This window comes from Mesorhizobium sp. B2-1-3A (assembly GCF_006442655.1).
Lineage (GTDB): Bacteria > Pseudomonadota > Alphaproteobacteria > Rhizobiales > Rhizobiaceae > Mesorhizobium.
Genome location: NZ_VFWK01000002.1, coordinates 153,112 through 178,011 on the forward strand (window position 1 = coordinate 153,112; position 24,900 = coordinate 178,011).

At 62.5% G+C, this 24,900-nt stretch carries 21 protein-coding genes; 9 read left to right on the forward strand and 12 right to left on the reverse strand.

Features of this window, described 5'->3' with window-relative positions:
• From FJ977_RS07315 to FJ977_RS07340, 6 genes are all read right to left on the reverse strand, one after another.
• Positions 1-1,446 (reverse strand): GMC family oxidoreductase, encoded by a 1,446-nt coding sequence (locus FJ977_RS07315; protein WP_140770001.1) that lies wholly within the window; start codon positions 1,444-1,446, stop codon positions 1-3.
• 85 nt (positions 1,447-1,531) lie between these two features.
• Positions 1,532-2,863 carry a UDP-glucose/GDP-mannose dehydrogenase family protein gene (locus FJ977_RS07320; protein ID WP_140770003.1) on the reverse strand — a complete coding sequence of 444 codons (1,332 nt, stop codon included), beginning with the start codon at positions 2,861-2,863 and terminating at the stop codon, positions 1,532-1,534.
• A 49-nt stretch (positions 2,864-2,912) separates the two neighbouring features.
• Positions 2,913-3,794, reverse strand: a complete 882-nt coding sequence (locus FJ977_RS07325) for a family 16 glycosylhydrolase (RefSeq protein WP_140771335.1) — start codon at positions 3,792-3,794, stop codon at positions 2,913-2,915.
• Positions 3,795-3,944: 150 nt separating this feature from the next.
• Positions 3,945-4,346, reverse strand: coding sequence for a hypothetical protein (locus FJ977_RS07330; RefSeq protein WP_140770005.1), 402 nt, complete (start codon positions 4,344-4,346; stop codon positions 3,945-3,947).
• Between the two features lie 288 nt (positions 4,347-4,634).
• Complete coding sequence (locus FJ977_RS07335; protein WP_140770007.1) at positions 4,635-5,657, reverse strand: glycosyltransferase family 2 protein; 1,023 nt, start codon at positions 5,655-5,657, stop codon at positions 4,635-4,637.
• A gap of 65 nt (positions 5,658-5,722) precedes the next feature.
• Complete coding sequence (locus FJ977_RS07340) at positions 5,723-6,853, reverse strand: nucleotidyltransferase family protein (protein WP_140770009.1); 1,131 nt, start codon at positions 6,851-6,853, stop codon at positions 5,723-5,725.
• A gap of 520 nt (positions 6,854-7,373) precedes the next feature.
• Between FJ977_RS07340 and FJ977_RS07345 the strand changes: the two genes are divergently transcribed.
• The 6 genes from FJ977_RS07345 (at position 7,374) to FJ977_RS07370 (ending at position 13,268) form a co-directional block, all read left to right on the forward strand.
• Positions 7,374-7,526, forward strand: a complete 153-nt coding sequence (locus FJ977_RS07345; protein WP_010913078.1) for a lasso peptide — start codon at positions 7,374-7,376, stop codon at positions 7,524-7,526.
• A gap of 134 nt (positions 7,527-7,660) precedes the next feature.
• On the forward strand, positions 7,661-7,960 hold the full coding sequence (locus FJ977_RS07350) for a PqqD family protein (RefSeq protein ID WP_140770011.1): 300 nt from the start codon (positions 7,661-7,663) through the stop codon (positions 7,958-7,960).
• 43 nt (positions 7,961-8,003) lie between these two features.
• Positions 8,004-8,462 carry a lasso peptide biosynthesis B2 protein gene (locus FJ977_RS07355; RefSeq protein WP_246682847.1) on the forward strand — a complete coding sequence of 153 codons (459 nt, stop codon included), beginning with the start codon at positions 8,004-8,006 and terminating at the stop codon, positions 8,460-8,462.
• On the forward strand, positions 8,459-10,402 hold the full coding sequence (locus FJ977_RS07360; RefSeq protein WP_140770014.1) for a lasso peptide isopeptide bond-forming cyclase: 1,944 nt from the start codon (positions 8,459-8,461) through the stop codon (positions 10,400-10,402). The genes FJ977_RS07355 and FJ977_RS07360 overlap by 4 nt, the downstream gene beginning before the upstream one ends.
• Positions 10,399-11,415, forward strand: a complete 1,017-nt coding sequence (locus tag FJ977_RS07365) for a serine kinase (protein ID WP_140770016.1) — start codon at positions 10,399-10,401, stop codon at positions 11,413-11,415. Before FJ977_RS07360 ends, FJ977_RS07365 begins: the two co-directional genes overlap by 4 nt.
• Before the next feature lie 8 nt (positions 11,416-11,423).
• On the forward strand, positions 11,424-13,268 hold the full coding sequence (locus tag FJ977_RS07370) for an ABC transporter ATP-binding protein (RefSeq protein ID WP_140770017.1): 1,845 nt from the start codon (positions 11,424-11,426) through the stop codon (positions 13,266-13,268).
• 60 nt (positions 13,269-13,328) lie between these two features.
• Here the strand turns inward: FJ977_RS07370 and FJ977_RS07375 are convergent, their stop codons facing one another.
• Entirely contained in the window at positions 13,329-13,604 is a 276-nt protein-coding gene (locus tag FJ977_RS07375) for an exopolysaccharide production repressor exox (RefSeq protein WP_140770019.1), read from the reverse strand.
• Positions 13,605-14,195: 591 nt separating this feature from the next.
• Here FJ977_RS07375 and FJ977_RS07380 point away from each other — a divergent pair.
• Together FJ977_RS07380 and FJ977_RS07385 are read left to right on the forward strand one after the other, a co-directional pair.
• The gene (locus FJ977_RS07380; protein WP_140770020.1) at positions 14,196-14,873 is read left to right on the forward strand and encodes a sugar transferase; all 678 of its coding nucleotides are present in this window, start codon (positions 14,196-14,198) and stop codon (positions 14,871-14,873) included.
• 84 nt (positions 14,874-14,957) lie between these two features.
• Positions 14,958-16,217 carry a polysaccharide biosynthesis/export family protein gene (locus tag FJ977_RS07385; RefSeq protein ID WP_181179696.1) on the forward strand — a complete coding sequence of 420 codons (1,260 nt, stop codon included), beginning with the start codon at positions 14,958-14,960 and terminating at the stop codon, positions 16,215-16,217.
• Positions 16,218-16,460: 243 nt separating this feature from the next.
• On the opposite strand, the gene FJ977_RS07390 is transcribed toward FJ977_RS07385, so the two are convergent.
• The 5 genes from FJ977_RS07390 to FJ977_RS07410 all read right to left on the reverse strand — a co-directional run bounded on the left by FJ977_RS07390 (position 16,461) and on the right by FJ977_RS07410 (position 23,839).
• Positions 16,461-17,771: an O-antigen ligase gene (locus FJ977_RS07390; RefSeq protein ID WP_140770023.1), complete on the reverse strand. Its 1,311-nt coding sequence runs from the start codon at positions 17,769-17,771 to the stop codon at positions 16,461-16,463.
• A gap of 319 nt (positions 17,772-18,090) precedes the next feature.
• The gene (locus FJ977_RS07395; protein WP_140770025.1) at positions 18,091-18,918 is read right to left on the reverse strand and encodes an SDR family oxidoreductase; all 828 of its coding nucleotides are present in this window, start codon (positions 18,916-18,918) and stop codon (positions 18,091-18,093) included.
• A 78-nt stretch (positions 18,919-18,996) separates the two neighbouring features.
• On the reverse strand, positions 18,997-19,482 hold the full coding sequence (locus FJ977_RS07400; protein ID WP_056569396.1) for an acetone carboxylase subunit gamma: 486 nt from the start codon (positions 19,480-19,482) through the stop codon (positions 18,997-18,999).
• Positions 19,479-21,683: a hydantoinase B/oxoprolinase family protein gene (locus tag FJ977_RS07405; RefSeq protein WP_140770026.1), complete on the reverse strand. Its 2,205-nt coding sequence runs from the start codon at positions 21,681-21,683 to the stop codon at positions 19,479-19,481. Before FJ977_RS07405 ends, FJ977_RS07400 begins: the two co-directional genes overlap by 4 nt.
• A 14-nt stretch (positions 21,684-21,697) precedes the next feature.
• Positions 21,698-23,839, reverse strand: a complete 2,142-nt coding sequence (locus tag FJ977_RS07410; RefSeq protein ID WP_140770028.1) for a hydantoinase/oxoprolinase family protein — start codon at positions 23,837-23,839, stop codon at positions 21,698-21,700.
• A 110-nt stretch (positions 23,840-23,949) separates the two neighbouring features.
• On the opposite strand from FJ977_RS07410, the gene FJ977_RS07415 reads away from it, so the two are divergent.
• A complete protein-coding gene (locus FJ977_RS07415) occupies positions 23,950-24,729 on the forward strand; it encodes a helix-turn-helix transcriptional regulator (protein WP_140770030.1) in 780 nt (259 codons plus the stop codon).
• Positions 24,730-24,900 lie beyond the last annotated feature (171 nt).

Below are 24,900 nucleotides of genomic sequence, written 5' to 3' on the forward strand. Positions count from 1 at the left end.
TCATGCGATCCGGCTCGCCGCGCGCAGCGACAACGCTGCCGCGGTCAGGCTCGGGTTGGCGCAGGAGCAGCTTGGGTAGGTGCTGGTGCCGACGACAACCAGGTTTCTCAACCGGTGATGGATCATGTCGCTGTCGATGACCGAATCGGCGGGGCCGGTGCCCATCCTGAGCGTGCCCTGCACATGCGATTCGGTTGGCCGGATGCCGCGGTCGAAAAGCCTTTCGACCGGCAGCGGGGCGAGCAGCCCGGGCAATTTATCCAGTGCCCTGGCCATGCCCTTGACCGCGTAGTCCGACGGCGCCTTGAAGGAGACAAAGGCATTGTCGTCCTCGTCGAGGGTGACGAAATTCTCGTCATCGAGCAGGTTCTCAGTGACCACGACCAGCGGCAGCGTCTGGCGCAGACGGCCCTTCTCGGCACGCATCCCGTGCTGCCAGCGGTTCTCGAAATAGACCAGGGCTGCCGCGTGCTCGGACCGGTGCGGACCGTCATAGAGGCCGAAATTCAGGCCGGTGGTAATTGTGCTGCCGTCGAAATTGTCGACGCCGTCGAGATAGACCTCGAAATTCCAGCCATAGGATTCATGCAGGCCACGCCCGACGAATTGATCGCCCAGGCCGGAACGCAGCATGATCGCGGCGCTCTGGATGGCATTGGCGCCGAGAATGAAGAGGTCGCCACTGACCTGATATTGCTTGCCGTCATGGACGAAGGTGACCGAACGGACCGTACCGCCGACATGATCGAGCCGCCGCACTTCCGCACCGAGGCAGACCGAAACGTCGGGATGCTCGAAGACGTGCATCAGGCCGTTGTTGGCGGTGAATTTCGCGTCGACCGGGCACAGCCAGCAGCGCAGATTGGCACAGCACGAGGTGCGTTGCGAGGTCGGGACCCGGGCACGGGCCGTCGGCATGACGAAGTGCTCGTCGGGCTGGGCCGCCTTCATCATCTTGTCCGGCGTCGACATGCGATGCGGCGGTTGCGGAAACGGTTTTGAACGCGGCAACATCGCCGCCATGTCGGGGTCGCCCGAGATCGACATGATCTCTTCGGCATCGCAGTAGAATGGCTCGACATCGTCATAGCTGATCGGCCAGTCATTGCCGATGCCGTAGGTGCTTTTCAGCCTGAAATCATTGGGATGGAACCGTGGCGTCTGCGCGAACCAGCAGTTGGTCCCGCCGCCCAGCCCGATCGTATAATTCCACGGCTTGTCGGAATTGTCGGTCTTGTAGGTCGTCTCGTCGTCGATGTCGGTGTTGGCGTCCTGGTCGAGCTGCCATTCATGCGTATTGTGGCGGCCCCACTCCAGCACCAGGATGCGCGCCTTACGCCGCCTGGCGAACTCGTGCAGGAAGAAGGCCGAACCGAAGCCGGAACCGATTGCGACAAGATCGAAATGATCCCTGGTGATTTGCTCGGGCTTTACGTCCAGCACCATCAGCTACAACTCCGCACAGAAATACGCACCCATCGGGTCCTTGCGACCGTTCTTCATGTCCGAGACCAGTCTCACCATTCCAGCCTCATGCCGCCATTCTGCCGATCGAGTGATATTCGATGCCATGGCGCGCCACGACCTTGGGGTCATAGAGGTTGCGCCCGTCGAAGATGACCGGTGTGGTCAGCGCGTCCTTGAGCGCGTCGAAGGACGGCGCGCGGAAGCTCTTCCATTCGGTGGCGATGAGCAGCGCGTCGGCGCCGCGCAGTGCCGCTTCCTTGGTGCCGCACAGCATCAGGTCGTCGCGCAGCCCGTAGATGGCCTGGCATTCCTGCATCGCCTCGGGATCATAGGCCTGCACGGTCGCGCCGGCCTTCCACAGCGCCTCCATCAGGACGCGCGCCGGCGCCTCGCGCATGTCGTCGGTGTTGGGCTTGAAGGCCAGGCCCCACAGCGCGAAGGTCTTGCCGGCGAGATCGCCCTTGAAGTAGCGGTTCACCTTGTCGAACAGGACGGATTTCTGGTCGTTGTTGCGTTCCTCGACGGCACGCAGCAGCTTGGCGTCGAATTTGACGCCTTCGGCGGTCTTGATCAGGGCGCGGACGTCCTTGGGGAAGCACGAGCCGCCATAGCCGAGGCCCGGATAGATGAAGTGATAGCCGATGCGCGGGTCGCTGCCGATGCCCTTGCGCACCTCCTCGATGTCGGCGCCGAGCTGCTCGGCCAGATTGGCCATCTCGTTCATGAAGCTGATCTTGGTCGCCAGCATGCAGTTGGCGGCGTATTTCGTGAACTCGGCGCTGCGCACGTCCATCACGATCATCTTCTCGTGGTTGCGGTTGAACGGCGCGTAGAGCTCGCGCATCACCGCCTCGGTGTCCTCGCTGGACGTGCCGACGATGATGCGGTCGGGCTTCATGCAGTCGGAGACGGCCGAGCCTTCCTTGAGGAATTCGGGATTGGAGGCGACGTCGAAGCTCAGGTCCTCGCGCCCTCTCGTCTTCAGTGTTTCGGCGATCCTGGCCTTCACCTTTTCGCAGGTGCCGACCGGCACGGTCGACTTGCCGACGATGATCTTGGCGGTCTCCATCTCGCGGCCGATGGTCTCGGCGACCGCCAGCACATATTTCAGGTCGGCCGAACCGTCCTCGCCGGGCGGCGTGCCGACCGCGATCATCTGGATTTCCCCATGCCTGACGGCGGCGGCGGCATCGGTGGTGAACTTGATGCGGCCGGCGGCGTGATTCTCCCTGACGATGCTTTCGAGGCCCGGCTCGAAGATCGGGACGAAGCCCTGGTTGAGCCGTTCCACCTTGTTTGCGTCGATGTCGACGCAAACAACCTGGTGGCCGACCTCGGCAAGCACCGCCGCCTGCACGAGGCCGACATAGCCAATTCCAAACACCGTCAAGTTCATTCGATTTCGTTCCTGTCCAGGGCCGCGAACCGCTTTGGGTCCGGCCGGTTCAATTCGACGTTCCCAACTGTTTTATAGTGCATACGAGCGATTCAGGAAATTGACAGGGTTCGCCGAGCGCGGTGAAGGCGACGCGTTCGACCTGCAGCGAGAGCTTGCGGCCCGGATCCGCGAACGCACCCATCCAGCCGTTCATCGTGTCGCTGCCCCAAAAACTGAAGAAAATCTTCTGCGCATGGCTGGGCAGCTTCGCCGGATCGGTGATGGTGTTCACCAGCTGGCCGTTCACGTACCAGCGCAAACTGTCCTTCTCCCAGACGAAGGCGTAGTCGTTGAAGGCCTTGTCGGTGCCGCCGGGCACCTCGACCAGCTTCTCGTTCTTGCCCTTGCCGTCGATATAGGCGTTGACCTGCACCTTGGATGTGTCCTTGGTCAGGATCTCGAAGTCGATCTCGTCCCAAGGCTGCTTGTCGGACGGGCCGATATACGAAAAGAAAGCCGCGTTCAGGCCGGGACCGGTATCGGTCTTCATCCGCGCCTCGTAGGTGCCGTAGCCGAAGCGCTGCTTGGTCTGGATCTCGCCGCAGGCGAATTCGCGATCCTTCGTCTTCTGCTTCTCGAACCCTAGTGACAATACGCTATCGGACAGACTGATCTGCCCCTTCGACCAGGTGCAATTCTGGTGACTGCCGTTCGTCCAGCCGTCGGAAACGTACCAGCGTTCACGGTTGAAACTTGTGAAATCGTCGACGAAAGAGGGGGCCGTCTCGATATTCTGTGCATGGGCGGGAACTGCCGGGAAACTGGCAAGAGCGGCCAACAGCAGCGCCCCGGCCGGACCCAGCAGCCACAGGCCGGTCCGCCGGGCCTGGTGCGCGAAGGGCGATGCGTCAATTGCAGTCGTGGATGTGGATTTCGAACCCGAATTCATACCAAACTCACCTTTGTGCTGTGTGTCCCCAACCCAAAGTCGACGTTTGAACCGCTTCCAAACGGGCCAACCTTGACCTCCTCCTTGACCCTCCCGAAATCCCTCTCCTGTCTTGCACCGCATCCTTGCGGCGGTCCCGCGCCTTCACGATCACGCTCGGCCGGCGCCAGCGGGCCTGGCGAAATCGACCGCGGCGGCAGAATCGGACGCCCCACCCTCGTCGAAGACCATATCCAGCGAATGACGGAGCTCCCTCATCATGCCGTTCTGGCGCGACAATGCCGCGATGCGACGCTCGCAATTCAGGATCGACTCCGTCAGCGCGGTGACTTCGGATGAGCGCCTGCGCGAGGCAGAGCCGTTTTCCATGGCTTCGACAAGAAAGGCCGCATTGGTGGCCGTCTTGCGGTAGCGGCTCTCCAGGCCGGTTTTCTCGGCTTCGATCTCGGCTGCAATCTGCTCGAAGAGTTTCGCCAGCCGGTCGAGGCGCGAGACGTCGGCCTGCCGGTCGCGGGCAGGATCCCTTGATCTGAAGCCGAATATCGAGGCCATGGCTTAAATTCCTGTCATCGCCGGCTTGCGTGCCGGGCTACTGGCCAATCCCCCGCAACCGGGGGCCGAACAACTCGTACCGCATTGTCCACTCCACTGACGGGAGAGACTTCAGACCAATCCGATCGGGGGCCAGTTCGGTTGGTCGTTTAATTTGCTGCACCGCAACATAGACTGCCATCGTCGGAGCCGTGAGGCAACCACCCAATTCGTAAACTCATAAATCCGGTGGAAATGGTTTGCGCGGTGACGTGTTGTCGGCGGGATAAACCGAGCATTCCCAGCGCCTTACCGTTCCTTGCCCGCGCTGGTCCCGGCCATCAGGAAACGCAACGGCGGCACATGCCTTTGCCCGGACGCAAGGCCAACGCGGCGAAACAGCGCCTCGAGCTTGTCGGACGCCACGCCCTGGACGATGGGGACCAGGTTGGATTGACTTGATAAGGCGTAGGCCGCGGCCGAAGCCAGCCCGCGCTCGGCCTTCACGTCGAGGAAGTTGCGGAGCCGGTATTTGTCGCGCACGTGCCGCTCATGCCGCCGCAGCACCGCCTTGGAGCCTTCCGGCAAGCTGTCGATCGCCAGCAGCGCCAGATCCGCGTCGGCCAATCGCTTCAGGTCCTGCGTCTTGTGGCGGCCGCTCAGCGAATCGGCGCGCACGATGGCGCCGTAGCCGCAGGAGCGGATGACCTTGAACCGCGCCCCGTGGGCGACCGCGCGGGCGTAGAGTTCGTAATCCTCGCCCAGCCGCAGGCTCTCATCATAGCGCAATCGGTGCCGGTCGAGGAAGGCGCGGCTGATCACGGGCTTCAGAAAGCCAAGCTCGCCTCTTTGCACGCGGCGCCTGGAGATGTTGCCTTCTACGAAGCGCTCGAAGTCGAGGAATTCCGGCTCGGCGGCAAAATCCGGGGCGACGATTTTCGTCGCGTCGCTGGTCGCGTCGTCCCTGATCAACATGATGTTGTCGGCCGCGAAATCCCAATCGGCGCCGGCAAACAGGTTGCGGAACCGGCCCTCGAGGAAGAAGTCGTCGGCATCCAGAATGCTGATGAACGGCGCCTTCGAGCCGGCGATCGCGGCATTGCGGGCGAAGGACGGGCCGCGATTGACATCGAGGCGCATCACCGCAAGCCGGCCGCTGCCGTCGTCGGCCGAGCGGGCAACCTCGGCGGTGTTGTCGGTGGAGCCGTCATCGACGACGACGACCTCCGTCACTTCCGGTTCGCGCAACGCGGATGCGATGGCTACCGCGATCGTGCGTGCCGCGTTTTTGGCCGCGATGATCACGCAAACCTCGGATTTCGTCATCGACATGGGTTTTGCCTCTTGCACAGGTTTCGATCTGCCCTCGCCCTGTACGTATTCGATGCCCACCGCCATCACGGACTGGCCGGCCTTTCGAAGATGCGGCGGCTGATATCCGCCGATGCCGCCCAGCCGGCTTCTGCCAGATAGCGGACGGGAGCCCGGCCGCACAATTCCCACAAAACGGTTCGCCGCTGCGGCCATCGCAGTGACGACAGCCATGGCGCGATGACCATGTTGAGCAGATCCTCGTTGCCGATGCGCGAAAGGATCGGCTTGGCCCGCTCCGACAAGAGCGTGTCGGTGCCGCCCAACAGCACGTCGGCGGCACGCAGGCCGAGCAACAGCGTATCGTCCAGCCCCTGGCTCACCGCCGCATCGAGAACACGGCGCTGATCGGCCTCGTCGAGACGATTGGCGCTGGCCCTGATATCGCAGACATAGCCCGCGCAGGGTTCGCGGTTGAACAAGGCCTTGGCAACGCTGATGCAGGACAGCATCAGCGTGTCGGCGACCGACGTGAACGGCACTCCGGTGCCGGTGATCTCGACCAGCCGTTTGCGCCGCAGGAACCCGTCGGCATCGCGTGGGCTGGGCGAGCCGGGCTGCTGGAGCCGATAGTGAAGGTCGACCGTGGAGGATTTCGGCCCGCTTCCACGAATCATGTGCTGTTCGCCAAGGAAGCGAACCCACCAGACGGAGCGCGACTTGCCTGATACCTCGTAGCCGATCGAACGCAGCGCGTCGCGCGCCCTCGAGAACCCTGCAGGCGAAACCAGGATATCGACATCGCCCGATGGCTTCATGAAATGGTCGTCGTAGAGCAGATGCTGCTGAAACGGACCCTTCAGAAAGACGAAATCGATCTGCCTGTCGCGCAGTGCCTGGTGGATCGCCATCGAATCCATGAGGCAGGCGGCGTTCATCGAAACCGTCTGCCGGCGATAGGTATCGAGCCATCGGAAAAGCTCAGCCGGCCTGTCGCCCGCCGGGGCGCGCGACAGCGCCTTCAGAACGAAGGTGGCGACCTTGTTCAGCCTGGCGATGTCGGCGACGGCAGCATCGGAAAGGCCCGGTCGCGATAGATCGCCGGTCGAGGCCGCCGCCCCCGAGAAATACAACCGCAGGCAGGCCCGCACATAGGCAATCTCGTCGGCGCAGTCGGCGGCGCGCAGTCGTTCATAGGAACTTTCCGGCAAGGCCATCGAGCGCATGGTCTCCAAAACGCGGTTTGCGCGACGCGTATGCTGCAGGTGCGAAGCAAAGCATCCTCAAAAACCTCGGCGACGTAAAGTCTTTCCTTTCGCAGTGCGAAATTTTGCAACCAGAGCGGTTGCCGAGCCTTCCGAAGACCGTGAGATATACGGTTGGAATTGCAACCGCCATCGAGGCGTTTCGGCCGATCATCACCGCGGGTCGGCTAACAGAAATCCATCTTTTTTAGGGACGCCTAAAAAAGCATCAGCACTACGAACTTTTTATGCAAATAAAATCAACTGCTTAAAGAATCGACATCGCCGAAGTCAGATGGTTCGAGCTTCAGTTCAAAAGCGGCGGAATTTTGAGCAGCCCGCACACACATGGTGACGCCCTCAACCTTTAATTGATTAACCAGAGGTAAATCAGGCTTGACTCATAAATGCTGCCATGCAGCTATTGCACCGCAGCATGAAAGTGCTGACGGCACTCGACAGGCCGTTTCCAGTCCTCATTTTGGAGAGTAAAATGGAACAGAATGTTGAAAAGCACGAGTACGAAACGCCAAGCCTGACGGTACATGGTTCCATTGAAACCATCACCCAGGGCGGTGGTGGCAGCACGGCAATCGACGCGTCGTTTCCCGCGCACACCCCAATTGGCGACCTGACGTTCTCCTGAGACCAACCTGATTCCGGGGGAGTGACGTTGGGCTTCCGGGATCCAAGACCATAAATGGAGCCGGGGATGAAAATCCCCGACTTTCCCTCTTGAACCGACGACGCGTGGACCGTGTGTTGCAACGAGGTTTTGGCATGAACTGGAACCCATCCGAGCACGATAGCGTAAGTGCGACCGGGGATGCCGTGGCTTGCGAATTTGGCGAAGGCCTCGCGCTTCTCAATCTCAAATCCAATATCTATTACAGCCTCAACGGCGTCGGCGCGTTCATCTGGGAGCTGATCCAGGAGCCGAAGTCGATCGCCGATATCCGCGGCGCCGTGCTTGCGCGCTACAATGTAGACGCCGAGCGCTGCAAGGCCGACGTCGACGCATTGCTGCACGGCCTCGCCGAAAACGGGCTTGCGAGGGTGCAGCATGAGGCACTCGTCTAGGCAGGCTGCGCAAAAGGCCATGATCCCGCGGCAAAGACCTGCGATGGAACAAAGACCCAAGCCGACGACCCGGCGGCCCGGCCGGTGGAGTTTGGCCAGGATTCTGTCGCTGAGCGGCTCTGAAGCCCTTTTCCTCTGCCACTGCCTGCTGGTGGTCGCGGCCGTCCGGCTGGGGCTGACACTGCTCTCCTACAACCGTGTTCGCGGCATGGTGACCCGGCTCAACGCGCGCCAGTGCGCCAGTATGGGCGAGCTCCGGCTCGTCGCCTGGGGCGTCGCCGCGGCTGCACGGTTCGTGCCGCGCGCCACTTGCCTCACCCAGGCGCTCTCGGGTCAGTACATTCTCGCACGCCAGGGCAATGCCTCCAACATCCGCATCGGCATCGAACGCGGCACGGGCGAGCAATTGAAGGCGCATGCCTGGCTGGTCAGCGACAACCATGTCGTGCTTGGCGGCTCCGTCGACGGCTTCGCGCATCTGGTCGACCACGGCAGCCGATGAGCGGCGTGGCCGGAATCCTGCTGCGACAGGGACAAGCGTTCGCGGTCCGGGGATCCGCGCCGGCCGACGCGGCGACCGACATCCAGCAGATGCTGGCACGCATGCGCCACCGTGGCCCCGACGGAAACTCGTGGTGGCTGGACAACGGCATCGCGCTTGGCCACGCCTGGCTCAACACCACGGACGAGGCCGCCCCGGGTCCGCTGACCATGGCCGGCGGCAAGCTCGCCATCACCGCCGATTGCCGGCTGGACAATCGCGACGAGCTGATGGCCAGGCTGGGTGTCCGCGACAGATCGGTCGCTGACGCAGTATTGCTGATGCGGGCCTATCTGCGCTGGGGCGAATCCTGCCCCGTCCACCTGCAGGGCGACTTCGCCTTTGCCATCTGGGATGCCGAGCGGCAGCTGTTGTTTTGCGTGCGCGACCATTTCGGGGTCAAGCCGTTCTACTACCACGCCGCGGACCGGCGTTTTGCCTTTGCCTCCGAGATCGGGCCGATGCTTGGCCTCGAGGGGGTCGATGCGCGCATCAGCGAACACCGCATTTCGGGATTCCTGGCCGGACTTCCCGACGACCCGCAGTCCACCCCCTACAGCGATATCTTCAGCCTGCCCGCGCGTCACAGCCTCACCGTCACAGCACAACAGGTGGTGCTGCGCCGATATTGGCAGATCGAACCATCGACGCGGCCGCTGCGATCGGATGCGGCGGAGGAATTCAGCCATCTGTTCGCGCAATCGGTGCGCAACCGGATGCGCGGCAGTCAGTCGATCGGCGCGATGCTGAGTGGCGGCCTCGACTCCTCCTCGATCGCCTGTGTCGCCGGCCTGCAGAATGCCGCCGAGCGGAAACCCAGGCTGCCGACCTTCTCGCTGATTTTCGAGAAGGGCTCGTCGATGGATGAGCGGTTCTTCATCGATGCGGTATTGGATCAGCAGAAAACCGATCCGACGCTGATCCCTGTCGGCAATTATGCACCCTTCGCCGAATTCGAGCGGGTGCTGGAGGAGCAGGAAGGCACTTTCCTGGCGCCCGGGCTGACGCTGACCCGCGGCATCTACAGGACCGCGGGCGCCAAGGGCATCAAGGTGCTGCTCGACGGCCATGGCGGCGACGAGGTCGTTTCGCCGGGCCATGGCCATTTGCACGAGCTTGCCAATGGCGGCAGGTGGCTGGACCTTTGGCGCGAGGTCCGCAGCGCCTCCAACACCTATGGCGACAGCACGCTCGCCCTCTATTTCCAGTTCCTGACGCTTTATGGGCCGGCATGGCGGATCGCCAGGCTGAGACAGCTGGCGAACCGGGCGCTGAACCGGATACGCAAGCCCACGCGGATACAGCGCGGCCGCAGCTGGCGCGACCTGATCAATCCGGACCTGGCCAGGCGCACCGAGATCATCGACCGTTTCCGCCGGGCCGGATACATGCCGCCGGGCGTCCAGGCCAGCGACGCCTTGAGCCATCGCTGGATCCTGTTGAACGGCTATGTGCCGCACTCCTTCGAGGTGCTCGACAAGGCGGCTGCCAATTTCGGCGTCGAGCCACGGTATCCCTTCTGGGACAAGCCGCTGGTCGAATTCTGCCTGGCGCTGCCGGGCGAGGAGAAACTCAGCCACGGCTTTGGCCGCTACGTGTTGCGCCGGGCGATGGAGGGCATCCTGCCGGCGGCGGTCCAGTGGCGGCGCGACAAGATCGATTTCACCGCCAATCTGGTCAATGGCATGGTGCGCAACCACCGCGACCTGCTGGAGCAATTGCTGGTCTCGGATGCCGGGCGCATCGCGCCCTATGTCAACCTGCCACAGGTGAGCGCCGCATATGGTCGGCTGCTGCGCCAGCCCGATCAGGCAACCCCTCTCGATGTCCAGTATGTGTGGCGTTCGGCCTCGCTGTCACTCTGGCTGCGGCAGGTCCAGCACAGCGGGAGCCCCGCATGATGCCTCGTAACCAGCCGTTCGCCACCTACCTTGGTGATCGTCCTTCCCGTGATGGGATGACGAGGAAGCGGCGTTACTACCGGGCCTATGGTCTGACCGTCGCATCCGACGTGGCGTTGCCCGAACTGCAGCCGGCGGAGCCGGCGACGCCGGATATCCTGATCGCCATCGGCACGATCGACATGCCGAAGCCTTCGTCCGAGACCGCGACAATCTTCCGCTTCGAGCCGGACCAGCAATATCTGGCATGGCATGCCGTCGGCGCCTTCCTGATCAGCGATTTCAGCCGCATCGATATCGAGCCGGCGCCCGGCGTCGACGACGCGCTGCTTGCCTTCCCGCTGCTCGGGCCGGTGATGGCATTGTTGCTGCACCAGCGCGGCCTGCTCGTCCTGCATGCCAGCGCCATCGCGGTGGCCGGCAGGGGCGCCATCTTCATGGGCGACAAGGGCGCCGGCAAGTCGACGACGGCAAGCGCGCTGATCCGAGCCGGGCATGATTTGCTTACCGATGATGTCGTGGCGCTGGACCTGGCCAACCCCGTCGCGCCGATGATCGTTCCGGGCTTTCCCCAGATCAAGCTTGCCGCAGATGCCGCGGCCGCGATTTCGCTTGGCCAGGCGGAGGTGCGGCCGCAAGTGCATCCGGCGATCGAGAAGATGCAACATCGCCTGCACGGCGCCTTCTCCGGCGGCACGGTGCCGGCGACCAGGATCTATGTGCTCGAGCGAGGCCAAGAGGCCGAGATCACGCCCTTGCCCGGTATCGCTGCCCTGCCGGCCATCATCAAATTCTCCTATGTGACGCGGTTCGGCCGCGCGGCGCTGGCCGGCGATTTCGCGGCGCTGCATTTTCGCCAATGTTCAGCAATCGCTAACCATGTCGGCGTGTTCCGACTGGAAGTTCCGACCGGCCTCGACAGGATAGGCGAGGCGGTGGAGCTGATCGAAGCCGACCTTGCAGTTGGCAATTTAGCCGCCGGGGAGCCGGCGGCCGGCTGTCGGCAGCGGTGAGGGCAATCATGTCGAAGTCCTCGATCCTTCGCCTGTCGCTGTTTCGTGATGTCGCTGCGTTCGGCGCCGTCATTGCCCAGATCGGCGGGCGGCGGACCTGGACGGCGCTGCTGTTCCTCATCCTCGGCAGCCTGACGGAGGGCATCTCAATCCTGCTGCTTGTGCCGCTGCTTCACCTGGTCGGGCGCGCCGACCAGGATTTCGCGGTGCGGTTGCCGAACAACGATTTCGTGCGCTGGCTGGTGCCGGACGGAACGTTGCAGCTGACGACGGTGCTGTGCGCGCTGGTCGGGCTCGTTGCCGTGCAGGCAGCATTCAACCGCTTCAAGTCGGTCTACATGGCCAGGCTTCTGTTCGATTTCATCAACCGCCTGCGCATGAACCTGTTCGAGAGCATCGGCAAGGCCCGCTGGGGCGTGTTCTCGCGCATGCGCAGCTCAGACCTCGACCATGCCCTGACCGGCGACATCGATCGCGTCCAGGGCGCCGCCTTCTCGCTGCTGATGCTGGTGCAGATCGCGGTGCTTTTGGTGGGCTATCTCGTGATCTCCATGTTCATCTCGCCGATCATGACGGCGTTTGCGATCGTCATCGGCATCGTGATGTTCATAGCGCTGCAGCCGTTTCGCTCGCGCGCCACAGCCTTCGGGCGTGTCCTGACCAGCAATCGCCAGGATCAATACCGGACAGTCTCGGAATTCCTCGGCGGCATCAAGGTGGCCAAGAGCCTGAATGTCGAGGCCAGCTATTTCGAGCAGTTGCAGGCAACCCTGGAAAGGATGAAGGCCGACAACATCGACTATGTACGCAACAGCTCGATCGGTACCGCCGTGTTCCAGGTGGCGAGCGTCGTGGGCCTCAGCCTGTTCATCTACGTGGCGCTGGTCCGCTTCAACCTGTCGCTGGCCGAGATTGTCGTGCTGCTCCTGGTTTTCATGCGTATCGCGCCCCGCTTCATGGACATGCAGACGCAAGCCCAGCAGGTGCTGATCAACCTGCCCGCCTATATGGCCATGCGCAGCCTGCAGGCGCGCTTCGACGCGGAGCGCGAGCCGGGCCATGCCGAATTCGACAATGCCGAAAAGCTGTCGCTCGATACCGGGCTGAACATTCGCGGCGTCTCCTTCAGCTACGACGACGGCGCCGGCAAGGCGGTGGTGAGCGACATCACCTTCGGGCTTCCGGCCGGCAAGGTCACCGCCCTGATCGGACCTTCGGGATCAGGCAAGAGCACGATCGCCGACATGCTGCTTGGCCTGCTCGAGCCGACCACCGGCAAGATCCTGGTCGACGGTGTCGAGATCAATGCCGGCAATCGCCGGCGCTGGCGCGACCAGGTGGCCTATGTGCCGCAAGACGTGTTCCTGCTGCATGACACGATCGCGGCGAACCTGCGACTTGCCGCGCCACAGGCCAGCGACGACGCGTTATGGACCGCGCTGCGCGCCGCACATGCGAGCGAATTCGTCGAACAGCTCGACCAGCGGCTCGATACCGTGGTCGGCGACCGTGGCGCGCGCCTCTCAGGTGGCGAGCGCCAGCGCATTGCATTGGCGCGCGCGCTGCTGCGCAAGCCGTCGCTGCTCATTCTCGACGAGGCGACCAGCGCGCTCGATTGGCAGAACCAGGCGCTGATCGCCAGGTCGATCGATGGATTGCGCGGCGCAATGACCATCCTGACGATAGCGCACCGGCCATCGATGATCGCCTTCGCCGACTGGGTGGTGGCGATGGAAGACGGCCGTGTGGTGGAGGTCGGACAGTATCAGCGGTTGAAGGCGAAGCCGGCGAGCCGGCTGTCCAGGATGCTGTCGGGGGAACAGTCGGAAACCGAACCCGCCAATGTGGCCTGAGGCTCGATCGGGGTGTTGAGAATTCAGGTCAGGCCGGTATCACCTGAATATCCGAACTGCCTAATGCAGGCTGCGCCGGGCGCTGCCCAGCTTCTCGCCTTCGGGCACTTCGGGCGAGCTCAGCTTTCTTTCGGCTTCACGTAGCCTGTCCGCATGCGTCGGTGCGCTCCTGGCGATCATTGCATAGACGAGGACGAAATAGCCGGCCTGGATAACCGCCGCGCAGATGACGAGGCGCAGCAGCGTCGTGCCCAGCGAGGCGCCGCCAAGCCAGGACCAGGCGACGACAATCGCAAGAGCGAAAAGCATCCCAACGATGAATTTTGGAAGCGACATTACCCAACAGCCCATAAACCGGCTCGGGTCATATCCAATAATTGCCCCACCCGAGCGCCGTCCCTTGTCATGCGGGCTTGTTAAAATCACCCGCTCTCGGCCGGTTGCTTCCGGCCTTTCAACCTGTCGCCACTGTGACAGGTATAATTTGCAATTCTATTAAGGCGGGCAGGAGGCGGCAAGGGCAACCGCACATATTTTTGATTGAGCTTACGCGATCGACTCTTTCATGCTGCAACGCACACGACGGCATTTCACTCGACGAGCTTTTTCAGTACAATCCATAATATTAAGTAGTATTTTATGTTAATAGTCGTTAGCCTCGCACCTTTCTAAAGCACTAATATGTGTCGCCTCGAGCGGACGAGTACGCCCTGCCCAAAAATCGCCCCAAAAAGGTCCGTATTTTTTTCCGTTTGCCCATTTATTGTCACAATTGTGCTAAATATCCCGAAAAATGTGCATTGCTAGCTTATTATTTAGTCAATTCATGACGTGACTATTTCAATGGGCCGGGAAATTGTGTGTTGCGCTGCAACATTTTTTTGATATCGTGTGGTGAACCATTCGTTCAACGCATGGAGTTTCCGCATGAGGGATATTGCCAAGTCGGCCACGGCGGGCTTTTCGCAGGCTGACACCGATTTTCCGCCGCCGATCGGCGGCCTCATCAAGCGCAGCTTCGATATCGCCGGTTCGCTGGTCGGTCTGATCGCTCTCAGCCCGCTGTTCGTGATGATTGCGCTGCTCGTCAAGTTTTCCGACGGTGGATCGATTTTCTATGGCCATCGGCGAATCGGGCGCGGTGGACGGATTTTTCCGTGCCTGAAATTCCGCACCATGGTCCCGGACGGCGACAAGGTGCTGACCGCGTATCTCGCCACCAATCCGGATGCCAATGCGGAGTGGATGGCGACCCGCAAGCTGAAGAACGATCCGCGCGTCACCCGCGTCGGAGCAGTGTTGCGGAAGCTCAGCCTTGATGAACTGCCGCAGATCATCAACATCCTGCAGGGCGACATGAGCCTTGTCGGGCCTCGCCCCGTGGTGCGTGACGAGTTGGAAATCTACGGCAGTGCCGCGGTGTACTATCTGAAATCGCGGCCCGGCCTGACCGGCCTGTGGCAGGTCAGCGGCCGCAACGACGTCTCCTACGACAGCCGCGTCGCCTTCGACCGCCACTATGTCGAGAACTGGTCGCTGTTCGGCGACGTGCGCATCATCATCAAAACCGTGCCGGCCGTCTGGATGTCACGCGGCTCTTACTGACCGGCCGCCGGCACCAGGCATCCGGCGGCAAGCTCATCGGGCGATGGGGCTAAAACGGATCGGAACGTTCAGTTGAAAACAGACATGTTCGAAGCCTTTGGCAGCGGCCGCTTTTCCGGCCGCTCTCGGCTCATGGCCACATGCCTTGCGGCATCGCTCGCTTTTCTTCCCCGAATCGCGGCAGCCGAGGAATACCATCTCGGCTCGCAGGACAAGCTCACCATCCGCATCGCCGAATGGCAGACCGTGGAAGGCACGTTCCGCGACTGGTCGGCGGTGAACGGCGAATACACGGTCGGACCAGGCGGAACACTGTCGGTGCCTTTCGTCGGCGAACTGCCGGCGGCCGGCAAGACCACGGCGGAAGTCGCGGCGGCGATCGGCGAGGCGCTGCAGCACAAGCTCGCTTTGTCGGACAAGCCCGAAGCCTCGGTTGAAATGGCGCAGTTCCGGCCATTCTACATCTCGGGCGAAGTACAAAATCCCGGCCAGTTCCCCTATGTGCCCGATCTTACGGTGCTGAAAGCGCTCAGCGTCGCCGGCGGCATCAGGCGCAACACCGACTACGGCCCCCAGCTCGGCAAGGATCTGGTCACCGCCAAGGGCAATTTCGATATTTCCGACGACCAGCGCGTGCGGCTGCTCGTCAGGCGTGCCCGTATCGATGCCGATCTGGCCGGGAAGACGAGCTTCGAAGCGCCGAAGGAGGTCGAGGGCGACCCAAGGCTGCCGACCATCGTCAATGACGAGATGACGATCCTGACCGCGGACCAGAAGGCGCTGAAGCTGAAGCTCGAGGCGCTCGACGATCTCAAGGGTGTCCTGCAGGCCGAAATCGAATCGCTGCAGAAGAAGATCGTCAACCAGCAGAAGCAGGTCGACCTGGCGCAGCAGCAGCTCGCCAGCATCGGTCCGCTGGCGCAAAAGGGCCTGGTCGCCAATGCGCGGCTTCTGGATTCGCAGCAGTCCGTTACCGACCTGCAGGGCAAGATCCTCGACTATGAGACGGCTATCCTCACCGCCAAGCAGGCGATCAGCAAGGCGACGCAGGACGCCATCGATGCCCAGAACACGTTGAGCTCGAGCCTCGCCGCCGACCGGCAGCAGACCGAAGCCGACCTGAACGAGGCCGCGTTGAAGGTGAATATGCAGAGAGGCCTGATAGCCCAAGCCAGCGATCCCGCGACGACGGCCGCCATCACCAACGACCAGCAGCCTACCCTGCTCTATTCGCTGGTGCGCAATGTCGACGGCAAGACCAGCGAAATCGCCGCCAAGGAAGACACGCTGGTGCTGCCCGGCGATGTGATCAAGGTCAAGCTGGCGCCGCTGGCCAGCCAGTAAGGCATCGGGACTTCGGCGCGATCCCGCACTTCGATCCATTATTCAGGGAATTCCCACCTCCGCCAGGCCGACCTGGTGGAGGCTTTTATTGGTGCGGTTTTCGCGCCGCCAAACGACTGGAGCGCTTCACCGTTTCACGGAAACGGCGAACCGCTCTATCTCTTTGTCTTAACGCAATTCCCAAGGGAAAGCGCTACGCGCCTTTCCCGGGACCGCTTACACTTTTCCTGGAATTGCTCCAGCTCACGATGCGTCGGCGGCTGGACGACCGACATTGCGGGGCCAAGCTGGCTCGCCCCGTGCCGCATCCGCCGGCTCGAAAGCCGGCGACCACCGCGTGCGGGTGACCGGCAGCCGGGCCAGCTTGAAGTAGCTGAAATACATCAGGAAGGAGCCCATGATGTACGGGTTGAGGATCTCGACCTCGACGAAGGAGCGGATAAGCAGCAGCACCATCACGCCGAAGAGAATCACCGATTCCGACTGCCATGCCTTGAAGATCACCGTCGAGACGTGGCCGTAAAGCGTGCGCAGCATGATCAGCGATACCATCGCCGCTCCGGTGAAGCCGAGCTCGACAAGCGCCTCGACATAGGTGTTGTGGAAATGGAAGCCTGTGCGGGTGGTGATGTAGAATTCGTTCCACAGCCGCTCGGCCTCGGCAAAACCCTGCACCCAATAGGCGGCATAACCGACGCCGAGGATCGGCGAGCGCTGCGCGGCGTTCCAACCCTGCTCCCACAGATAGGTCCGCCCGGTGAGCGTCGAATCCTTGCCGAAAAGGCCAAGCACGAAGTCCATGAGCCCAAGATTGAGGGCAACGAAGGCCACCACGACAATCAGGCCGGCGCCGACCAGGAAGATCACCCGGCGATAGCGCCGTGACAAAAGCTTGGTCATGGCAAGAAGCGCGATCAGCGCCAGGACCGCCGGTATCGAGGCCATCGAGGTGGCGGAATGCGAGACAACCAGCACATAGGCCGACAACAGCACGACGGGCACGGTCAGGATGAAGCTCAGCCGGCCACGCCGCAGGAAAGCGAGGAACACCACGGAGAAATAGATGCCGAGGGAGCCGACAAAGCCGATCTGGTTCTTGGAGGCAAAAGCGCCGACGAAATTGTAGGTGCCATCAAGCACGTCCTCGGAATAGCCGCCGACCTTGAGCGAATAGAGGAGGACGACGAATATCCCGATCAGCGCGCCCAGCGTCAGGGTCCGCACGCTGACGGTGCGCGCAGCGACATAGGCACAGGCGATGTGGGAAAGGTACTGGATCGCCGTCCTGGCGGTGATGCCGGGTGCCTGCGACCAGAAGACGGAGAAGCAGACATAGGCCGCGAACAGCAGCGGCAGCCACGCGCTGGACAGCTGCCGCAGGAAGCGCCGGTAGTCGACCAGAATGAGCGGAAGCCAGACGGCGTAGTAGGCCAGGACCAGCACCTGGCCGAAAATAACGGAATAGGAGAACGCCCAGATCGAGAGGGCAACGGCAAACGCGCCATAGACCGAGTTCTTCTCGGGATCGACCAGCAGGGACTTTGGAATCTTCATCTCAGAGTCCCGTCGATGCGACCCAAGTCCGGCAGGCCGCAAGCCGGCCGGCATATCCGCGAACAGGGGCGTGCAATAAACGGCATCTCCATTGTGCAGTGCAATATAACCTATCGCACCGCATGCTCAATGGCAAATCCGGTCACCTTGTCAGAGCAGTTCACCGTTTCACGGAAACGGCAGACTACTCTAACTCTTTGTTTTTTAAGCAATTCCGAACGAAAAACCGTTCACACTTTTCCTGGAATTGCTTTAGCGAACGGGGAGAGATCAGCCGGTGGCCCACCCAGCACGCCCCCCGGATCAGGCGAGGAGAACGCTACCACAGGGCTCCGCCGGTGATCTGTATGTTTTCCATGGTGATGCCTTTGGCGAGATCCGAGCACAGGAATACCGCCAGAGCGGCGATCTCCTGCGGCTGCAGCATGCGCTGCTGCGGGTTGCCCCTGGCAATCTCGGCCATGGCTTCTTCCGCCGTCCGCCCCTTGCCCTCGCGCTCGACGACTTGCGCCACATTGCGCCGCATCAGTTCGGTCTCGACCCAGGTCGGGCTGATCATGACGCAGGTGACGCCGTGCGCGGCCCCTTCCAGGGCCACGCAGCGGGTGAGTCCGAGAAGTCCGGCCTTCGACGCGCAATAGGCGGGGTTGTCCTTCCAGCCAACGGAAGCGGCGGTCGAGCCGATGTTGACGATGCGCCCCCAGCCGCGCCCGATCATGCCGGGAAGCACGGCGCGGGTGGCGCGGAAGGCGCCGGTCAGGTTGGTGTCGACGATCTTGTCCCACAGCGCATCGGAATGGCCGCAGACCGGCTGCTCGGCGGTGGTGCCGGCGGCGTTGACCAGTATGTCGGCAGGGCCGATAGCGGCTTCGGCTTCGTCGATGAAACGGCTGGTGATCTCACTGTCGCGGACATCGAGATGAGCGGCCTGAACCCTGGTGCCATAGGCTGACAGGGCCGATCGCACGCGCTCAATTTCGTCGGCGCCCGGATAGTAGGCGGCGTCGGATCTATCGGTGTCCGCTGGCGCGATGTAGGAGCCGACGGCAACATTGGCGCCGGCTTGCGCCAAGGCCGTCGCAATGGCGAAACCCATGCCTGAAAACCCGCCGGTCACGATCGCGCTGCGGCCGGAAAGGTTTGTCATCGCGTGGTTCTCCGTTGGTTTGGGCAGGCAATCAGGTCCGGGAGTGTTTGTCGACGCGGGTCGCGGCTTCACCTCCCCTCAAAGAGGCTTGCCCAGCCATTCGCGATAGAAGCCTTCAAGATCCGGTTCGAAATCGTGCACGATGGGATAGCCGGGTGCCGCCGCTTCGACCTCGTGCATGGTGCCGCACTCAGGGCAGATGAATTCTCGGATCTCCATCCATTGCGGATCGGGGATATCGCTGTTGGGATAGATTTCGCGCAGCGATTCCTCGGTGTTGCGCACGATGATCGAAGCCTTCAGCTTCCAGTTCTTGCGATAGTCGCCGAAGGAATGGCCGCATTCGCAGCGTGTCACCCTCTCGTCGCCGCTCTGGCAGATGAAGAGATGATCCGAGACCGGCAACAGGATCGGATCCTTCCAGCCGACACGGTCCTGCAGCACCGCGACGTATTTGAAGAAGCGGTCGTCGTCCTTGTAGGCGCTCATGACGCGGCGCGTCTGCGGCCAGGGCAGCGTGCCCGCGACCAGATCGGCAATGACTTCCTTGCTGTACGAGGTCATGGCTTTGCTCCCGGCATGAAGATCGATTTGGCGTCGACGTTCCAGAAATCGCTGAATTCCCTGGTGAAGCGCGACGACAGCTTGATCGCGCTGGCATACATTTTCTTCACCTCGGGTGCGAAGTCGGCCTGTTCGACACGGCCGCGTTCGGTCGCGATCCACTCCGAGACCGGCCTTGCCTGCGCGAGCCGTCTGGCGCGCATCTCGGCTCGATGACGCTTGGTGGCCTCGAGGTTGGCGACGGGGTCGCCGTCCCCGTCCTCGTCCAGCATGATGCCGAAGATGCCCTCCGCCGCTTCCTTGGTCAGATAGCCGTTCTCGACATCCATCGCCGTCTTGATCGGGTCGCGCTCCAGCACATCGCCATAACCGCCGCCGCCATTATAGGAATGGGTGAAGACGTCGCCAGTCTTGTGCGGTGCGGTGATGTAGGGCCCTTCCATCGTGACGTGCTCGCCCTGCAGCCGGACTTCGAGTTCGGAGCGATGCGGGTTGGTGCCGGTGTGGTGCGCCAGCGGCGCCCGCTTTTCGGCGAGTTCGAAGATGTTTGAGTCGCGCACCGCGCGATGCTTCTGGCAAGTCGGCGCCGGATAGCCGCCGCACATGCCGCCATTGTCAAACACACGCGAGGAATGCTCCGACGTAACCAGCCTGAGATGGTCGGTCTTCGAGACCAGCCATGTCGACAGGAAGGAGCAGCCGCCGCGATATTTGCCAGCGCCGCCGGAATTGGGAACGATCGAGCGGCCGATATAGACCATCGGCATGTTCTGTTCCCAGATCTCGATGTTTCCCATGTCGGATTCAGGGTTCCAGCCGACATAGGCAGTGTCCAGCCCATCCTTGATTGCCAGCGCGCCGGAACCGGCGGCAGCACATTCGAAATGCGCCATGCCGAACAGCTTGCCGTACTGGCTGGTGCCGCCCATCTCGATCATCGGGCTGTTGACCTGGCCGACGAAGGCTTCCTCGACAAAACCGCGGCCGATGAAGGAGCGCGACAAAAGCCGCTGGAACACGCCATAGGCAGGAAGCAGCAGGGCCCATGAGGTGGCGGTCGCAACCATCTCGTTGTCGGGGTTGGTCCAGGTGCCGTGCGGCAGTTTCAGTTCGGTCGCCATCCAGGCGCCGTCATTGACCAGGCCTTCGAAATTCATGTGCTGGGTGAGCGTCACGAACATGCCGCCATCCATGCCGGCCGGCGTGCAGTTCATCGAATGGTAACCCCAGGGCTGCGTGCCTTCGAAGTCCATGATGATCTTGCCGTCGGTGGTGATCTCCATCTCGATCGGTATGTTGTAGAGCCAGTCGGGATCGCCGAGCGGCTGGTAGCCCGGCTTGCCCTTGGTGACGTGGCCGTAAAAGGTGTGGCCGCGATAGATGCCGGGCACTGTCAGCTGGCGCGTGCGGGCGAGCTGGGCGCGGCGGCCTTCCTCGATGAACTCCTTCGACACCTGCATCCAGTAGTCGAGGCCGATCTCGTCGATCAGCGCCTTGACGCTTTCGCGCATGTCGATGCAAGAAGCGACCTTGGCCTTCTCGTCGAGCACCCAGTAGATCGGCATGCGCAAATTGCGCTCGCAGCGGATGACATAGTCGCGGCGGATCTCGTCGTTCTCGCCGACCTTTTCGGCGCAGACGAAAAGACCCTCGGTGAAGCGCTCCTGCGCCAGTGCCACGTCGCCGCCGGGCGTGATGCCGCCAGCCTCGAGTTCGTGGCAGACCGCGCCGGCCCAGCCAACCAGCTTGCCCGAATGGAAGATCGGCACAACGTCCATCACGTCGGGCACCTGCACGGTACCGATGAAGGCATCGTTGTTGGCGAAGATATCCCCGTCGCGGATGCAAGGGTTCTCTTCGTAGCCGTTACGGATCATCCATTTGATGAAGCGGCTCATCGTGTGCACATGCACCATGATGCCGTTGGAGAGCGCGATCGCATCGCCTTCCGGCGTGTAGATGGCGACGACCATTTCACCGACTTCGCGCACGCCGGGCGAGGCGGAGATGCGGCGGGCCATCTCGCGTGCCGAGACGCAGTAGGCGCGCAGCTTGGTGTGCAATGTTTCGAACTTCAACGGGTCCTGGTTGCGCAGTTCGAGGTCGGTGATGCCGTCATAGCAGCCGGTCTCTTCCATGAGCCGTTCGGATTCGATCAGCCGTTCGCGGATGCGCAGCGCGGAGGCGGGTTTGTCCAGCATGGTAACAGCCCTTCTCAAGCGTGGGTGTAGTGCAGCAGCGTCCATTCATCGACATGGACGCGGTCTTGCGGGTGAACGACGAGCGTTGTCGCCGGGTGTTCGATGATGGCCGGGCCGATGACCTCGTGGCCGGGCTGCAGAAGGTCCATCTCGTAGAGATTGGCCTTGTGCCAACGTCCGCCAATATAGGCATCGCGAACGCCCTTGTGGGCGGACGCCGGATCCGACTTGCCGAGCGGGCGCTTGAGCAGCACCGGCTTGACCTTGTCGGCGGTGGCGATGAGGCCAAGTTCGGTGATCGAGAAGCCAGCCTCGCCATAGCGCGAGACGCGATGGTTGACCTTGGCATAGACCGCCTCGAACTCGTCGATGACCCTGCGCATGTCTTCGGCCGAATGGACGGCCGACAGCGGCGCCATCACCTCGACGTCCTCCAGCTGGCCGGTGTAGCGCATCATCAGGAACGGCACGGTCCTGATCTTGTCGCGCGCATGGCCGTCCTCGATCATCTCGTCGACCGCCGCCTTGGTGAGGTCGTCCCAGACATTGGTGACCTTCTTGCCGAAGGCGAGCAGTTCGTCATCGCTGGCACGCGCGCCAATGTCGTGCTGCGTCGAAACCGAATGCCGGCGCATGAAATCGGCTGTGGTGCAGCCAAAGGCCGAGAAGGCAGCGGCGAACTGGAAGGTGATGATGTCCTTGAAGCCGATGCCCCTGGAGCAGCCGGCCAGATGCAGCGGGCCTGAGCCGCCATAGGAGAGCAGCGTGAATTCCGAGGGGTGGATGCCTTGGCCAGAGATGACGCGGCGCAACGCATTGTTGGCGTCGGCCTCCAGCATGTCGATCATGCCTTCCGCGGCCTCCTCGACACCGACGCCGAGCAGGCGTGAGCACTTTTCCTCGAAGGCGGCTCTCGCCTTCTCGACCTGCAGCACGACCTTGCCGCCGAGGAAATAGTGCGGGTTGAGGCGGCCGAGGATGGCGTCGCAATCGGCGATGGTCGGCTCCGTGCCACCCTTGGCGAAGCAGATCGGGCCGGGGTCGGAGCCGGCGCTTTCCGGCCCGAGCGAGACTTTCCTGGTCAGCGGGTCGACCTTCAGGATCATGCCGGCACCGGCGCCGATCGTATCGAGATGCAGCGTCGGGACATTGAGCTTGAAGCGGTCCATCAGCGGCTCGTTCTCGATCCGGGTCTGGCCGCGGGTGATGACGCCCATGTCGAAGGAGGTGCCGCCCATATCCGAGCAGATCAGCGAATCATTGCCGATCAGCTTGCCGACATAGGCCGCACCGAGGATGCCGCCGATCGGGCCGGAGATCATGGTCTCGTGCAGGCGCGGGTGATTGATGGAGGTCAGACCGCCGAAGGAGAGCAGCGTCTGCACGCCGTATTTGAAGCCGTATTTCTTCGCGACGTCCTCGATGCCCTTGAGCTGCTTGCGGCCGCGCGAGGTGGCATAGGCCTCGATCAGCACCGAGTTCAGCCGCGACTGTTCGCGGATGACCGGGCGAACCTCATGGCTGGCGTAGACGCGGATACCGGCGCCGGCGGCAGCGACTTCCTCTCGGCAAATCTCGGCAATGCGCTTCTCGTGCACCGGATTGACGTGCGAGAAGATCGTCATGATGCAGATGCCCTCGACCTTGTCGGCGATGAGCTTCCTGGCGGCGGCAACGACCTCGTGTTCGTAGAGCGGCAGGATGATGTCGCCGAACTGGTCGATGCGTTCGGTGACGCCATGGGTGCGGCGGCGCGGCACAAGCGGATCTGGATGCTGATGCGTCACCGCATGGAGGCGGTCGGCGTAGGAATAGTCGGCCCAGGCCTGCAGGCCGCGGCCCATCAGGATCATGTCCTCGAGGCCCTTGGTGGTGATCAGGCCAAGCCGGCGGCCGGTGCGCGACAACAGCGTGTTGAGCATGCCGGTGCCGGAATAGAGCACCACGTTCACGCCCGAAAACAGCTGTTCCAGCGAGATGCCCCAGGCATCGGCCGCATCCTCCGCCGAGGCGAGGAAGCCCTCGGCCTCGTTCTTCGGCGTGGTCGCCGACTTGCCGATCTTGAAGTGGCCGTCCTGATCGACAAGGATGGTGTCGGTCATGGTGCCGCCGGCGTCGATGCCGATGACGATGGGGTTGGTAGTGATCTGGTCCACGGGTCGCCTTCCCTCTTCGAGAATGACCGCAGGCTAGATTCGATCGCGCGGATCGCGCCATATGCCTAAAGGCACAATGACGAGCGGGAACTCGTCACCGACAAAGAGGCATGCGCATGGGCAATATCTGGGCGCCGCTCGCAAGGGCGATCGCCGCCACCGGCACGGACAAGCATGTCGACTGCCTGATCGATCTGATCGGCGCCGACATCGATCACGACCTTGTCACTGTGACGCGCTACTCGACCACCCAGACACCGGAATTCGTCAAGCACCGGCGCTTCTCCGACGAGATGGTCCAACGCTATCTCGCCACCTATTACGTCTTCGACCCGTTCTATGCCTCCTGGCGGCGCGATCGCCGGTTGGGCATCATGCCACTGAAGCGGCTTGCCGACGACGAAGCCAAGCGCGGCCAGTACATAGCCGGCTTCCTGACGCAATCGGAGATCTGCGACGAGGTCGGGATCATGCTCGCCGATGGCGGCGACTGGTGCCTCGGCATCTTCCTCGACCGATCGGCCAGCGCGTTCAAGGAGAGCGAGATCGCCCTTCTGGATGAGCGGCTGCCGGTGTTCGAGGCGCTGCACGCGCTCGACATCAAGGCGCGAGGACGCGAGTTCTTTCGCACGTCGGCGCCGACCGGTCCGGGCGCCTCACCCCGGCAGGAGCCGACCATCCCGACGAGCCTGTGGCCGGAACTGTCGCTGCGCGAGCGCGAGCTGGTGCAGCTGATCCTCGCCGGCCATCCGACCGCCAACATCGCCGAGCGGCTCGGCATCACCGTCGGCACCGTCAAGAACCACCGCCGGCGCATCTATGAGAAGCTCGACATCACCACCGAGCGGGAATTGTTCCTGCAGTTTTTCCAGCACCGGGCCGACCGGTAGCCGGCCTCTACTGTCTGCGCCAAGTGGCCTCAAGTGCTGCCGAAACGATCCGATCACGAGCCTCAAAATTCCACTTGCGGAACCGCGTCGTCCCAGCTTAGTCTCGGCATCGCGCAGAAAATGAAATTTAATTCCATTTACCTGTCGAACCCCGCAAGCCACTGTCGTGCC